The 15,517-nt window shown below is 51.9% G+C and carries 11 protein-coding genes and 1 pseudogene; 10 read left to right on the forward strand and 2 right to left on the reverse strand.

Annotation, left to right across the window (positions count from 1 at the left end; all coding sequences use genetic code 11):
• From tuf to ACJHYR_RS24480, 10 genes and pseudogenes are all read left to right on the forward strand, one after another.
• Window positions 1-130, forward strand: a pseudogene (gene tuf, locus ACJHYR_RS24435) (elongation factor Tu); the annotation flags it as partial.
• 229 nt (window positions 131-359) lie between these two features.
• Complete coding sequence (gene secE / locus ACJHYR_RS24440) at window positions 360-743, forward strand: preprotein translocase subunit SecE (protein ID WP_001275702.1); 384 nt, start codon at window positions 360-362, stop codon at window positions 741-743.
• A gap of 1 nt (window position 744) precedes the next feature.
• Window positions 745-1,290, forward strand: a complete 546-nt coding sequence (gene nusG, locus ACJHYR_RS24445; RefSeq protein ID WP_001287516.1) for a transcription termination/antitermination protein NusG — start codon at window positions 745-747, stop codon at window positions 1,288-1,290.
• Between the two features lie 158 nt (window positions 1,291-1,448).
• The gene (gene rplK / locus ACJHYR_RS24450; RefSeq protein ID WP_001085926.1) at window positions 1,449-1,877 is read left to right on the forward strand and encodes a 50S ribosomal protein L11; all 429 of its coding nucleotides are present in this window, start codon (window positions 1,449-1,451) and stop codon (window positions 1,875-1,877) included.
• Window positions 1,878-1,880: 3 nt separating this feature from the next.
• The gene (rplA, locus tag ACJHYR_RS24455) at window positions 1,881-2,585 is read left to right on the forward strand and encodes a 50S ribosomal protein L1 (RefSeq protein WP_001096684.1); all 705 of its coding nucleotides are present in this window, start codon (window positions 1,881-1,883) and stop codon (window positions 2,583-2,585) included.
• Window positions 2,586-2,876: 291 nt separating this feature from the next.
• The gene (rplJ, locus tag ACJHYR_RS24460; RefSeq protein ID WP_001207201.1) at window positions 2,877-3,374 is read left to right on the forward strand and encodes a 50S ribosomal protein L10; all 498 of its coding nucleotides are present in this window, start codon (window positions 2,877-2,879) and stop codon (window positions 3,372-3,374) included.
• 66 nt (window positions 3,375-3,440) lie between these two features.
• Entirely contained in the window at window positions 3,441-3,806 is a 366-nt protein-coding gene (rplL, locus tag ACJHYR_RS24465) for a 50S ribosomal protein L7/L12 (protein WP_000028878.1), read from the forward strand.
• Between the two features lie 319 nt (window positions 3,807-4,125).
• Window positions 4,126-8,154 (forward strand): DNA-directed RNA polymerase subunit beta, encoded by a 4,029-nt coding sequence (gene rpoB / locus ACJHYR_RS24470; protein ID WP_000263098.1) that lies wholly within the window; start codon window positions 4,126-4,128, stop codon window positions 8,152-8,154.
• A 76-nt stretch (window positions 8,155-8,230) separates the two neighbouring features.
• Window positions 8,231-12,454, forward strand: coding sequence for a DNA-directed RNA polymerase subunit beta' (gene rpoC, locus ACJHYR_RS24475; RefSeq protein ID WP_000653944.1), 4,224 nt, complete (start codon window positions 8,231-8,233; stop codon window positions 12,452-12,454).
• Between the two features lie 213 nt (window positions 12,455-12,667).
• Window positions 12,668-13,207, forward strand: coding sequence for a heat-shock protein C (locus ACJHYR_RS24480; RefSeq protein ID WP_001309899.1), 540 nt, complete (start codon window positions 12,668-12,670; stop codon window positions 13,205-13,207).
• Window positions 13,208-13,616: 409 nt separating this feature from the next.
• Here the strand turns inward: ACJHYR_RS24480 and thiH are convergent, their stop codons facing one another.
• Entirely contained in the window at window positions 13,617-14,750 is a 1,134-nt protein-coding gene (gene thiH / locus ACJHYR_RS24485) for a 2-iminoacetate synthase ThiH (protein WP_000847474.1), read from the reverse strand.
• The gene (gene thiG / locus ACJHYR_RS24490) at window positions 14,747-15,517 is read right to left on the reverse strand and encodes a thiazole synthase (protein WP_000944114.1); all 771 of its coding nucleotides are present in this window, start codon (window positions 15,515-15,517) and stop codon (window positions 14,747-14,749) included. Before thiG ends, thiH begins: the two co-directional genes overlap by 4 nt.

Here is a 15,517-nt window from a genome sequence, read left to right on the forward strand (position 1 = left end):
GCCGGGCGACAACATCAAAATGGTTGTTACCCTGATCCACCCGATCGCGATGGACGACGGTCTGCGTTTCGCAATCCGTGAAGGCGGCCGTACCGTTGGCGCGGGCGTTGTAGCAAAAGTTCTGAGCTAATTGCCGATAACATTTGACGCAATGCGCACTAAAAGGGCATCATTTGATGCCCTTTTTGCACGCTTTCGTACCAGAACCTGGCTCATCAGTGATTTTCTTTGTCATAATCATTGCTGAGACAGGCTCTGTTGAGGGCGTATAATCCGAAAAGCTAATACGCGTTTCGATTTGGTTTGCCTCGCGATCGCGGGGTGAAAATGTTTGTAGAATACTTCTGACAGGTTGGTTTATGAGTGCGAATACCGAAGCTCAAGGAAGCGGGCGCGGCCTGGAAGCGATGAAGTGGGTCGTTGTGGTGGCATTGCTCCTGGTGGCGATTGTCGGCAACTACCTTTATCGCGACATTATGCTGCCGCTGCGTGCGCTGGCCGTAGTAATTCTGATTGCTGCAGCGGGTGGTGTCGCGCTGTTAACGACAAAAGGTAAAGCTACCGTTGCTTTTGCCCGTGAAGCGCGTACCGAAGTCCGTAAGGTCATTTGGCCGACTCGCCAGGAAACATTGCACACCACGCTGATTGTGGCTGCGGTTACCGCAGTAATGTCACTGATCCTGTGGGGACTGGATGGTATTCTGGTTCGCCTGGTATCCTTTATCACTGGCCTGAGGTTCTGAGATGTCTGAAGCTCCTAAAAAGCGCTGGTACGTCGTTCAGGCGTTTTCCGGTTTTGAAGGCCGCGTAGCAACGTCGCTACGTGAGCATATCAAATTACACAACATGGAAGATTTGTTTGGTGAAGTCATGGTACCAACCGAAGAAGTGGTTGAAATCCGTGGCGGTCAGCGTCGCAAAAGCGAACGTAAATTCTTCCCTGGCTACGTCCTCGTTCAGATGGTGATGAACGACGCGAGCTGGCACCTGGTGCGCAGCGTACCGCGTGTGATGGGCTTCATCGGCGGTACTTCCGATCGTCCTGCGCCAATCAGCGATAAAGAAGTCGATGCGATTATGAACCGCCTGCAGCAGGTTGGTGATAAGCCGCGTCCGAAAACGTTGTTTGAACCGGGTGAAATGGTCCGTGTTAATGATGGTCCGTTCGCTGACTTCAACGGTGTTGTTGAAGAAGTGGATTACGAGAAATCTCGTCTGAAAGTGTCTGTTTCTATCTTCGGTCGTGCGACCCCAGTAGAGCTGGACTTCAGCCAGGTTGAAAAAGCCTAACCCAGCGATCAAAAAAGCGGCGATTTAATCGTTGCACAAGGCGCGAGATTGGAATACAATTTCGCGCCTTTTGTTTTTATGGGCCTTGCCCGTAAAACTATTTTTTATATCACGGGGAGCCTCTCAGAGGCGTTATTACCCAACTTGAGGAATTTATAATGGCTAAGAAAGTACAAGCCTATGTCAAGCTGCAGGTTGCAGCTGGTATGGCTAACCCGAGTCCGCCAGTAGGTCCGGCTCTGGGTCAGCAGGGCGTAAACATCATGGAATTCTGCAAAGCGTTCAACGCAAAAACTGATTCCATCGAAAAAGGTCTGCCGATTCCGGTAGTAATCACCGTTTACGCTGACCGTTCTTTCACTTTCGTTACCAAGACTCCGCCGGCAGCAGTTCTGCTGAAAAAAGCGGCTGGTATCAAGTCTGGTTCCGGTAAGCCGAACAAAGACAAAGTGGGTAAAATTTCCCGCGCTCAGCTGCAGGAAATCGCGCAGACCAAAGCTGCCGACATGACTGGTGCCGACATTGAAGCGATGACTCGCTCCATCGAAGGTACTGCACGTTCCATGGGCCTGGTAGTGGAGGACTAAGAAATGGCTAAACTGACCAAGCGCATGCGTGTTATCCGCGAGAAAGTTGATGCAACCAAACAGTACGACATCAACGAAGCTATCGCTCTGCTGAAAGAGCTGGCGACTGCTAAATTCGTAGAAAGCGTGGACGTAGCTGTTAACCTCGGCATCGACGCTCGTAAATCTGACCAGAACGTACGTGGTGCAACTGTACTGCCGCACGGTACTGGCCGTTCCGTTCGCGTAGCTGTATTTACCCAGGGTGCAAACGCTGAAGCTGCTAAAGCTGCAGGTGCTGAACTGGTAGGTATGGAAGATCTGGCTGACCAGATCAAGAAAGGCGAAATGAACTTTGACGTTGTTATTGCTTCTCCGGACGCAATGCGCGTTGTTGGCCAGCTGGGCCAGGTTCTGGGGCCGCGCGGCCTGATGCCAAACCCGAAAGTGGGTACTGTAACGCCGAACGTTGCTGAAGCGGTTAAAAACGCTAAAGCTGGCCAGGTTCGTTACCGTAACGACAAAAACGGCATCATCCACACCACCATCGGTAAAGTGGACTTTGACGCTGACAAACTGAAAGAAAACCTGGAAGCTCTGCTGGTTGCGCTGAAAAAAGCAAAACCGACTCAGGCGAAAGGCGTGTACATCAAGAAAGTTAGCATCTCCACCACCATGGGTGCAGGTGTTGCAGTTGACCAGGCTGGCCTGAGCGCTTCTGTAAACTAATGCCTTTACGTGGGCGGTGATTTTGTCTACAATCTTACCCCCACGTATGCTAACGAAAGTTAGCAGCTAAAAAGATTTGTTCGTTGGAGCCTGGCCTATCCAGGCCTCCGTCGAAGACCGCAGGAGTTTCGCAAGAAACTTAATCCCCTGCGTAGACGGTGACAGAACGCTAAGATTATTCTTTTATATTCTGGCTTGTTTCTGCTCACCGTAATTAAGACGCTCTCTCCGTTTGGAGGAGTGAAGTGAGTTCCAGAGATTTTCTCTGGCAAACATCCAGGAGCAAAGCTAATGGCTTTAAATCTTCAAGACAAACAAGCGATTGTTGCTGAAGTCAGCGAAGTAGCCAAAGGCGCGCTGTCTGCAGTAGTTGCGGATTCCCGTGGCGTAACTGTAGATAAAATGACTGAACTGCGTAAAGCAGGTCGCGAAGCTGGCGTATACATGCGTGTTGTTCGTAACACCCTGCTGCGCCGTGCTGTTGAAGGTACTCCGTTCGAGTGCCTGAAAGACGCGTTTGTTGGTCCGACCCTGATTGCATACTCTATGGAACACCCGGGCGCTGCTGCTCGTCTGTTCAAAGAGTTCGCGAAAGCGAATGCAAAATTTGAGGTCAAAGCCGCTGCCTTTGAAGGTGAGCTGATCCCGGCGTCTCAGATCGACCGCCTGGCAACTCTGCCGACCTACGAAGAAGCAATTGCACGCCTGATGGCAACCATGAAAGAAGCTTCGGCTGGCAAACTGGTTCGTACTCTGGCTGCTGTACGCGATGCGAAAGAAGCTGCTTAATCGCAGTTATCTTTTTAACGCATTCGCTTACGTATAAACTTATTCTGATATTCAGGAACAATTTAAATGTCTATCACTAAAGATCAAATCATTGAAGCAGTTGCAGCTATGTCTGTAATGGACGTTGTAGAACTGATCTCTGCAATGGAAGAAAAATTCGGTGTTTCCGCTGCTGCTGCTGTAGCTGTAGCTGCTGGCCCGGTTGAAGCTGCTGAAGAAAAAACTGAATTCGACGTAATTCTGAAAGCTGCTGGCGCTAACAAAGTTGCTGTTATCAAAGCAGTACGTGGCGCAACTGGCCTGGGTCTGAAAGAAGCTAAAGACCTGGTAGAATCTGCACCGGCTGCTCTGAAAGAAGGCGTGAGCAAAGACGACGCAGAAGCACTGAAAAAAGCTCTGGAAGAAGCTGGCGCTGAAGTTGAAGTTAAATAAGCCAACCCTTCCGGTTGCAGCCTGAGAAATCAGGCTGATGGCTGGTGACTTTTTAGTCACCAGCCTTTTTGCGCTGTAAGGCGCCAGTAGCGTTTCACACTGTTTGACTACTGCTGTGCCTTTCAATGCTTGTTTCTATCGACGACTTAATATACTGCGACAGGACGTCCGTTCTGTGTAAATCGCAATGAAATGGTTTAAGCGTGATAGCAACAGGCATTGCGGAAAGTGTTCCATTTTCCGGTCAACAAAATAGTGTTGCACAAACTGTCCGCTCAATGGACAGATGGGTCGACTTGTCAGCGAGCTGAGGAACCCTATGGTTTACTCCTATACCGAGAAAAAACGTATTCGTAAGGATTTTGGTAAACGTCCACAAGTTCTGGATGTACCTTATCTCCTTTCTATCCAGCTTGACTCGTTTCAGAAATTTATCGAGCAAGATCCTGAAGGGCAGTATGGTCTGGAAGCTGCTTTCCGTTCCGTATTCCCGATTCAGAGCTACAGCGGTAATTCCGAGCTGCAATACGTCAGCTACCGCCTTGGCGAACCGGTGTTTGACGTCCAGGAATGTCAAATCCGTGGCGTGACCTATTCCGCACCGCTGCGCGTTAAACTGCGTCTGGTGATCTATGAGCGCGAAGCGCCGGAAGGCACCGTAAAAGACATTAAAGAACAAGAAGTCTACATGGGCGAAATTCCGCTCATGACAGACAACGGTACCTTTGTTATCAACGGTACTGAGCGTGTTATCGTTTCCCAGCTGCACCGTAGTCCGGGCGTCTTCTTTGACTCCGACAAAGGTAAAACCCACTCTTCGGGTAAAGTGCTGTATAACGCGCGTATCATCCCTTACCGTGGTTCCTGGCTGGACTTCGAATTCGATCCGAAGGACAACCTGTTCGTACGTATTGACCGTCGCCGTAAACTGCCTGCGACCATCATTCTGCGTGCCCTGAACTACACCACAGAGCAGATCCTCGACCTGTTCTTTGAAAAAGTTATCTTTGAAATCCGTGATAACAAGCTGCAGATGGAACTGGTGCCGGAACGCCTGCGTGGTGAAACCGCATCTTTCGACATCGAAGCTAACGGTAAAGTGTACGTAGAAAAAGGCCGCCGTATCACTGCGCGCCACATTCGCCAGCTGGAAAAAGACGACGTCAAACTGATCGAAGTCCCGGTTGAGTACATCGCAGGTAAAGTGGTTGCTAAAGACTATATTGATGAGTCTACCGGCGAGCTGATCTGTGCTGCGAACATGGAGCTGAGCCTGGATCTGCTGGCTAAGCTGAGCCAGTCTGGTCACAAGCGTATCGAAACGCTGTTCACCAACGATCTGGATCACGGCCCATATATCTCTGAAACCTTACGTGTCGACCCAACTAACGACCGTCTGAGCGCACTGGTAGAAATCTACCGCATGATGCGTCCTGGCGAGCCGCCGACTCGTGAAGCAGCTGAAAGCCTGTTCGAGAACCTGTTCTTCTCCGAAGACCGTTATGACTTGTCTGCGGTTGGTCGTATGAAGTTCAACCGTTCTCTGCTGCGCGAAGAAATCGAAGGTTCCGGTATCCTGAGCAAAGACGACATCATTGATGTTATGAAAAAGCTCATCGATATCCGTAACGGTAAAGGCGAAGTCGATGATATCGACCACCTCGGCAACCGTCGTATCCGTTCCGTTGGTGAAATGGCGGAAAACCAGTTCCGTGTTGGCCTGGTACGTGTAGAGCGTGCGGTGAAAGAGCGTCTGTCTCTGGGCGATCTGGATACCCTGATGCCTCAGGATATGATCAACGCCAAGCCGATTTCCGCAGCAGTGAAAGAGTTCTTCGGTTCCAGCCAGCTGTCTCAGTTTATGGACCAGAACAACCCGCTGTCTGAGATTACGCACAAACGTCGTATCTCCGCACTCGGCCCAGGCGGTCTGACCCGTGAACGTGCAGGCTTCGAAGTTCGAGACGTACACCCGACTCACTACGGTCGCGTATGTCCAATCGAAACCCCTGAAGGTCCGAACATCGGTCTGATCAACTCTCTGTCCGTGTACGCACAGACTAACGAATACGGCTTCCTTGAGACTCCGTATCGTAAAGTGACCGACGGTGTTGTAACTGACGAAATTCACTACCTGTCTGCTATCGAAGAAGGCAACTACGTTATCGCCCAGGCGAACTCCAACCTGGATGAAGAAGGCCACTTCGTAGAAGACCTGGTAACTTGCCGTAGCAAAGGCGAATCCAGCTTGTTCAGCCGCGACCAGGTTGACTACATGGACGTATCCACCCAGCAGGTGGTATCCGTCGGTGCGTCCCTGATCCCGTTCCTTGAACACGATGACGCCAACCGTGCATTGATGGGTGCGAACATGCAACGTCAGGCCGTTCCGACTCTGCGTGCTGATAAGCCGCTGGTTGGTACTGGTATGGAACGTGCTGTTGCCGTTGACTCCGGTGTAACTGCGGTTGCTAAACGTGGTGGTGTCGTTCAGTACGTGGATGCTTCCCGTATCGTTATCAAAGTTAACGAAGACGAGATGTATCCGGGTGAAGCAGGTATCGACATCTACAACCTGACCAAATACACCCGTTCTAACCAGAACACCTGTATCAACCAGATGCCGTGTGTGTCTCTGGGTGAACCGGTTGAACGTGGCGACGTGCTGGCAGACGGTCCGTCCACCGACCTCGGTGAACTGGCGCTTGGTCAGAACATGCGCGTAGCGTTCATGCCGTGGAATGGTTACAACTTCGAAGACTCCATCCTCGTATCCGAGCGTGTTGTTCAGGAAGACCGTTTCACCACCATCCACATTCAGGAACTGGCGTGTGTGTCCCGTGACACCAAGCTGGGGCCAGAAGAGATCACCGCTGACATCCCGAACGTGGGTGAAGCTGCGCTCTCCAAACTGGATGAATCCGGTATCGTTTACATTGGTGCGGAAGTGACCGGTGGCGACATTCTGGTTGGTAAGGTTACGCCAAAAGGTGAAACTCAGCTGACCCCAGAAGAAAAATTGCTGCGTGCGATCTTCGGTGAGAAAGCGTCTGACGTTAAAGACTCTTCTCTGCGCGTACCAAACGGTGTATCCGGTACGGTTATCGACGTTCAGGTCTTTACTCGCGATGGCGTAGAAAAAGACAAACGTGCGCTGGAAATCGAAGAAATGCAGCTCAAACAGGCGAAGAAAGACCTGTCTGAAGAACTGCAGATCCTCGAAGCGGGTCTGTTCAGCCGTATCCGTGCTGTGCTGGTAGCCGGTGGCGTTGAAGCTGAGAAGCTCGACAAACTACCGCGCGATCGCTGGCTGGAGCTGGGCCTGACCGACGAAGAGAAACAAAATCAGCTGGAACAGCTGGCTGAGCAGTATGACGAACTGAAACACGAGTTCGAGAAGAAACTCGAAGCGAAACGCCGCAAAATCACCCAGGGCGACGATCTGGCACCGGGCGTGCTGAAGATTGTTAAGGTATATCTGGCGGTTAAACGCCGTATCCAGCCTGGTGACAAGATGGCAGGTCGTCACGGTAACAAGGGTGTAATTTCTAAGATCAACCCGATCGAAGATATGCCTTACGATGAAAACGGTACGCCGGTAGACATCGTACTGAACCCGCTGGGCGTACCGTCTCGTATGAACATCGGTCAGATCCTCGAAACCCACCTGGGTATGGCTGCGAAAGGTATCGGCGACAAGATCAACGCCATGCTGAAACAGCAGCAAGAAGTCGCGAAACTGCGCGAATTCATCCAGCGTGCTTACGATCTGGGCGCTGACGTTCGTCAGAAAGTTGACCTGAGTACCTTCAGCGATGAAGAAGTTATGCGTCTGGCTGAAAACCTGCGCAAAGGTATGCCAATCGCAACGCCGGTGTTCGACGGTGCGAAAGAAGCAGAAATTAAAGAGCTGCTGAAACTTGGCGACCTGCCGACTTCTGGTCAGATCCGCCTGTACGACGGTCGCACTGGTGAACAGTTCGAACGTCCGGTAACCGTTGGTTACATGTACATGCTGAAACTGAACCACCTGGTCGACGACAAGATGCACGCGCGTTCCACCGGTTCTTACAGCCTGGTTACTCAGCAGCCGCTGGGTGGTAAGGCACAGTTCGGTGGTCAGCGTTTCGGGGAGATGGAAGTGTGGGCGCTGGAAGCATACGGCGCAGCATACACCCTGCAGGAAATGCTCACCGTTAAGTCTGATGACGTGAACGGTCGTACTAAGATGTATAAAAACATCGTGGACGGCAACCATCAGATGGAGCCGGGCATGCCAGAATCCTTCAACGTATTGTTGAAAGAGATTCGTTCGCTGGGTATCAACATCGAACTGGAAGACGAGTAATTCTCGCTCAAACAGGTCACTGCTGTCGGGGTAAAACCCGGCAGCGGATTGTGCTAACTCCGACGGGAGCAAATCCGTGAAAGATTTATTAAAGTTTCTGAAAGCGCAGACTAAAACCGAAGAGTTTGATGCGATCAAAATTGCTCTGGCTTCGCCAGACATGATCCGTTCATGGTCTTTCGGTGAAGTTAAAAAGCCGGAAACCATCAACTACCGTACGTTCAAACCAGAACGTGACGGCCTTTTCTGCGCCCGTATCTTTGGGCCGGTAAAAGATTACGAGTGCCTGTGCGGTAAGTACAAGCGCCTGAAACACCGTGGCGTCATCTGTGAGAAGTGCGGCGTTGAAGTGACCCAGACTAAAGTACGCCGTGAGCGTATGGGCCACATCGAACTGGCTTCCCCGACTGCGCACATCTGGTTCCTGAAATCGCTGCCGTCCCGTATCGGCCTGCTGCTCGATATGCCGCTGCGCGATATCGAACGCGTACTGTACTTTGAATCCTATGTGGTTATTGAAGGCGGTATGACCAACCTGGAGCGTCAGCAGATCCTGACTGAAGAGCAGTATCTGGACGCGCTGGAAGAGTTCGGTGACGAATTCGACGCGAAGATGGGTGCGGAAGCAATCCAGGCCCTGCTGAAGAGCATGGATCTGGAGCAAGAGTGTGAACAGCTGCGTGAAGAGCTGAACGAAACCAACTCCGAAACCAAGCGTAAAAAGCTGACCAAGCGTATCAAACTGCTGGAAGCGTTCGTTCAGTCTGGTAACAAACCAGAGTGGATGATCCTGACCGTTCTGCCGGTACTGCCGCCAGATCTGCGTCCGCTGGTTCCGCTGGATGGTGGTCGTTTCGCGACTTCTGACCTGAACGATCTGTATCGTCGCGTCATTAACCGTAACAACCGTCTGAAGCGTCTGCTGGATCTGGCTGCGCCGGACATCATCGTACGTAACGAAAAACGTATGCTGCAGGAAGCGGTTGACGCCCTGTTGGATAACGGTCGTCGCGGTCGTGCGATCACCGGTTCTAACAAACGTCCTCTGAAATCTTTGGCCGACATGATCAAAGGTAAACAGGGTCGTTTCCGTCAGAACCTGCTCGGTAAGCGTGTTGACTACTCCGGTCGTTCTGTAATCACCGTAGGTCCATACCTGCGTCTGCATCAGTGCGGTCTGCCGAAGAAAATGGCGCTGGAGCTGTTCAAACCGTTCATCTACGGCAAGCTGGAACTGCGTGGTCTTGCTACCACCATTAAAGCTGCGAAGAAAATGGTTGAGCGCGAAGAAGCTGTCGTTTGGGATATCCTGGACGAAGTTATCCGCGAACACCCGGTACTGCTGAACCGTGCACCGACTCTGCACCGCCTGGGTATCCAGGCATTTGAACCGGTACTGATCGAAGGTAAAGCTATCCAGCTGCACCCGCTGGTTTGTGCGGCATATAACGCCGACTTCGATGGTGACCAGATGGCAGTTCACGTACCGCTGACGCTGGAAGCCCAGCTGGAAGCGCGTGCGCTGATGATGTCTACCAACAACATCCTTTCCCCGGCGAACGGCGAACCAATCATCGTTCCGTCTCAGGACGTTGTACTGGGTCTGTACTACATGACCCGTGACTGTGTTAACGCCAAAGGCGAAGGCATGGTGCTGACTGGCCCGAAAGAAGCAGAACGTCTGTATCGCTCTGGTCTGGCTTCTCTGCATGCGCGCGTTAAAGTGCGTATCACCGAGTATGAAAAAGATGCTAACGGTGAATTAGTAGCGAAAACCAGCCTGAAAGACACGACTGTTGGCCGTGCCATTCTGTGGATGATTGTACCGAAAGGTCTGCCTTACTCCATCGTCAACCAGGCGCTGGGTAAAAAAGCAATCTCCAAAATGCTGAACACCTGCTACCGCATTCTCGGTCTGAAACCGACCGTTATTTTTGCGGACCAGATCATGTACACCGGCTTCGCCTATGCAGCGCGTTCTGGTGCATCTGTTGGTATCGATGACATGGTCATCCCGGAGAAGAAACACGAAATCATCTCCGAGGCAGAAGCAGAAGTTGCTGAAATTCAGGAGCAGTTCCAGTCTGGTCTGGTAACTGCGGGCGAACGCTACAACAAAGTTATCGATATCTGGGCTGCGGCGAACGATCGTGTATCCAAAGCGATGATGGATAACCTGCAAACTGAAACCGTGATTAACCGTGACGGTCAGGAAGAGAAGCAGGTTTCCTTCAACAGCATCTACATGATGGCCGACTCCGGTGCGCGTGGTTCTGCGGCACAGATTCGTCAGCTCGCTGGTATGCGTGGTCTGATGGCGAAGCCGGATGGCTCCATCATCGAAACGCCAATCACCGCGAACTTCCGTGAAGGTCTGAACGTACTCCAGTACTTCATCTCCACCCACGGTGCTCGTAAAGGTCTGGCGGATACCGCACTGAAAACTGCGAACTCCGGTTACCTGACTCGTCGTCTGGTTGACGTGGCGCAGGACCTGGTGGTTACCGAAGACGATTGTGGTACTCATGAAGGTATCATGATGACTCCGGTTATCGAAGGTGGTGACGTTAAAGAGCCGCTGCGCGATCGCGTACTGGGTCGTGTAACTGCTGAAGACGTTCTGAAGCCGGGTACTGCTGATATCCTCGTTCCGCGCAACACGCTGCTGCACGAACAGTGGTGTGACCTGCTGGAAGAGAACTCTGTCGACGCGGTTAAAGTACGTTCTGTTGTATCTTGTGACACCGACTTTGGTGTATGTGCGCACTGCTACGGTCGTGACCTGGCGCGTGGCCACATCATCAACAAAGGTGAAGCAATCGGTGTTATCGCGGCACAGTCCATCGGTGAACCGGGTACACAGCTGACCATGCGTACGTTCCACATCGGTGGTGCGGCATCTCGTGCGGCTGCTGAATCCAGCATCCAGGTGAAAAACAAAGGTAGCATCAAGCTCAGCAACGTGAAGTCGGTTGTGAACTCCAGCGGTAAACTGGTTATCACTTCCCGTAACACCGAACTGAAACTGATCGACGAATTCGGTCGTACCAAAGAAAGCTACAAAGTACCTTACGGTGCGGTACTGGCGAAAGGCGATGGCGAACAGGTTGCTGGCGGCGAAACCGTTGCAAACTGGGACCCGCACACCATGCCGGTTATCACCGAAGTAAGCGGTTTTGTACGCTTTACTGACATGATCGACGGTCAGACCATTACGCGTCAGACCGACGAATTGACCGGTCTGTCTTCGCTGGTGGTTCTGGATTCCGCAGAACGTACCGCAGGTGGTAAAGATCTGCGTCCGGCACTGAAAATCGTTGATGCTCAGGGTAACGACGTTCTGATCCCGGGTACCGATATGCCAGCGCAGTACTTCCTGCCGGGTAAAGCGATTGTTCAGCTGGAAGATGGCGTACAGATCAGCTCTGGTGACACCCTGGCGCGTATTCCGCAGGAATCCGGCGGTACCAAGGACATCACCGGTGGTCTGCCGCGCGTTGCGGACCTGTTCGAAGCACGTCGTCCGAAAGAGCCGGCAATCCTGGCTGAAATCAGCGGTATCGTTTCCTTCGGTAAAGAAACCAAAGGTAAACGTCGTCTGGTTATCACCCCGGTAGATGGTAGCGATCCGTACGAAGAGATGATTCCGAAATGGCGTCAGCTCAACGTGTTCGAAGGTGAACGTGTAGAACGTGGTGACGTAATTTCCGACGGTCCGGAAGCGCCGCACGACATTCTGCGTCTGCGTGGTGTTCATGCTGTTACTCGTTACATCGTTAACGAAGTACAGGACGTATACCGTCTGCAGGGCGTTAAGATTAACGATAAACACATCGAAGTTATCGTTCGTCAGATGCTGCGTAAAGCTACCATCGTTAACGCGGGCAGCTCCGACTTCCTGGAAGGCGAACAGGTTGAATACTCTCGCGTCAAGATCGCAAACCGCGAACTGGAAGCGAACGGCAAAGTGGGTGCAACTTACTCCCGCGATCTGCTGGGTATCACCAAAGCGTCTCTGGCAACCGAGTCCTTCATCTCCGCGGCATCGTTCCAGGAGACCACTCGCGTGCTGACCGAAGCAGCCGTTGCGGGCAAACGCGACGAACTGCGCGGCCTGAAAGAGAACGTTATCGTGGGTCGTCTGATCCCGGCTGGTACCGGTTACGCGTATCACCAGGATCGTATGCGTCGCCGTGCTGCGGGTGAAGCTCCGGCTGCACCGCAGGTGACTGCAGAAGACGCATCTGCCAGCCTGGCAGAACTGCTGAACGCAGGTCTGGGCGGTTCTGATAACGAGTAATCGTTAATCCGCAAATAACGTAAAAACCCGCTTCGGCGGGTTTTTTTTATGGGGGTAGTTTAGGGAAAGAGCATTTGTCAGAATATTTAATGAATTTCTGGATACTCATAATCAATGTAGAGATGACTAATATCCTGAAACTGACTGAACTAATTGAGTCAAGCTCGGCAAGAATTCGATACTATTCCTGTGTGACTTTCTTAAGGAACGATAATGAAACAGGAAGTGGAGAAGTGGCGACCTTTTGGACATCCGGATGGTGATATTCGTGATTTATCATTTCTTGATGCTCATCAGGCTGTCTACGTTCAGCATCATGAGGGCAAAGAGCCTTTAGAGTATCGCTTCTGGGTTACCTACTCTCTTCACTGCTTCACAAAAGATTATGAACATCAGACTAACGAAGAAAAACAATCGTTAATGTACCACGCGCCTAAAGAATCTCGTCCCTTCTGCCAGCACCGTTATAACTTAGCGCGCATACACTTAAAAAGAATCATTTTGGCGCTGCCAGAAAGCAACGTTATTCATGCTGGGTATGGTAGCTATGCCGTGATTGAAGTGGATTTAAACGGAAGAGACAAGGCATTTTACTTTGTTGCGTTCAGGGCTTTCAGGGAAAAGAAAAAACTTCGTTTGCATGTAACTAGCGCTTATCCCATTTCTGAAAAACAGAAAGGTAAATCAGTGAAATTTTTCACCATTGCCTACAACTTATTGAGAAATAAGCAGCTTCCTCAGCCCTCAAAATAACAAAACCCACCTTAAGGTGGGTTTCGCCAGAGAATTATCTCTGGTATTCAGAACGCCATTACCGGACTTTGCCTTGACCTTGCGATAATCGCAGGTTGCGGGATGTCTGAATTTCTTCAGTCTGCTGCATCCTGGAAGATGAGAACATGTGTTCTTATTTTCGTCTCTATCATAGTTGAGTATTTACTCTCTTACAATCAGATCTCTTTCATTGCTCAACAGGCGATGGCTTCAGACTTTGCATTACGGAATTTTTAAGAAAGGCAGGGCGAAACGAGGAAGAAGCTTTTCGCCCTGGACAACATTCCTGCTGACGGCACTACCATAAAAAAACACAACGCTTTCAACAACCTTGCGTTTTTCATCTTCCGTAGCGGCTCGGAATAAATTTACGTTCTTACATTCCGTCTCATGGCCTTTGCGAGGCGCGTCCCAGATAGCTGTCCCAGTCTTTCCATACCGGCTGCAAACCCTGAGCGGTTAACGCGGCAGCAACCGCTTCCGGTCTGCGATCGTCGTGTGGTGAGAACTGTTCCAGCTCGGGGTGATTGTCGGCATAGCCACCTGGCTGCGTTTTCGAGAAAGCGCTGACGTTATTAATTGCCAGCGGAATCACGCGATCGCGAAACCACGGTGATTCCCGCGTGGAGAGTGACAGTTCAATCTCCGGTGCAAGCAGCCGGAAGGCGCAGATGGTTTGCACTAACTGGCGTTCATCCATAATCGACGCAGGCTCAATGCCGCCAGTACATGGACGCAGGCGTGGGAAGGAGACAGAGTAGCGGCTTTGCCAGTAATGCTGTTGCAGCCATAGCAAATGTTCTGCAACCATATAGCAGTCAACGCGCCAGCTGTCGGAAAGGCCAATTAGCGCGCCGAGGCCTATCTTATCAATCCCCGCACGGCCCAGCCGATCCGGCGTTTCCAGCCGCCAGAAGAAGTCCTGTTTTTTGCCTTTCAGATGGTGGCGGGCATAAGTCGCCTCGTGATATGTCTCCTGATAAACCATCACGCCATCCAGACCAAGTTGCTTTAACTCGGCGTATTCCGTCTCCGCCAGCGGCTGTACTTCCATCTGTAGTGAAGAGAACTGTTCACGCAGGGCAGGGAGATGACGACGAAAGTAATCCATCCCCACTTTCGCCTGATGTTCACCAGTGACTAAAAGCAGATGTTCAAAGCCCATCTCCCGTATAGCGGCGCTTTCCCTGGCAATATCCGCTTCATCCAGCGTTTTGCGCTTGATGCGGTTGCTCATAGAGAATCCGCAGTACGTGCAGTCGTTAGCGCAAAGATTGGAAAGATAAAGCGGGACGTAGAAGCTAACAGTGTTGCCAAATCGTTGACGGGTCAGACGCTGCGCCCGTTGGGCCAGTGGTTCCAGATAGCCACTGGCGGCTGGCGATAACAGCGCCATCATATCGTCGCGGGTGAGTTGCGAGGCATTTAGCGCCCGCTCTACGTCAGCAGCCGTTTTGCTGTTGATACGCAGGCGGATGTCGTCCCAGTCCAGTTGTCGCCAGCGATCGCTGAAGGTTTTCATGCCGATGCCTCCAGAAATCCGGTCAGCGGGCTGGTGGCATGAGCAAAATGACTGCGGCTGCCCGGTCCGGACTGACGTGCCAGCAGGCCTGCTTCTACTGCCAGACGAAATGCCTTCGCCATGTTGACGGGATCGTCCGCGATGGCAATCGCCGTATTCACTAACACCGCGTCGGCCCCCATTTCCAGCGCCTGCGCGGCATGGCTGGGAACGCCGATGCCAGCGTCGACAACCACCGGAACCGTGGCTTGCTGGATAATAATCTCCAGCATGGCACGGGTTTCCAGTCCCTGATTCGAGCCAATCGGCGCGCCGAGCGGCATCACCGCTGCACAGCCGACTTCTTCCAGACGTTTACACAATACCGGATCGGCCCCGCAGTAAGGCAGCACGACAAATCCCTGTTGTACCAGCGTTTCGGCGGCTTTCAGGGTTTCGATGGGATCGGGCAACAGCCAGCGGGCGTCAGGGTGAATCTCTAATTTTAGCCAGTTTGTGCCTAATGCTTCACGTGCCAGATGGGCGGCGAAAATGGCTTCTTCCGCTGTTTTCGCCCCGGATGTATTCGGTAGCAGGGTCACACCCGCCGCGATAAGCGGTTCGAGGATAGCGTCGTTGTGCTGGCGCAAGTCGACACGTTTCATCGCCAGCGTCACCAGTTGGCTGCCGGAAGCGCGAATAGACTCCACCATCAGTTGTGATGAGGCGAATTTCCCGGTGCCGGTAAACAGATGTGAATCAAACGTTTTGTCCGCAATACGTAACAT

Source organism: Escherichia sp. WS1450 (genome assembly GCF_046487395.1).
Taxonomy (GTDB): Bacteria; Pseudomonadota; Gammaproteobacteria; order Enterobacterales; family Enterobacteriaceae; genus Escherichia; species Escherichia coli.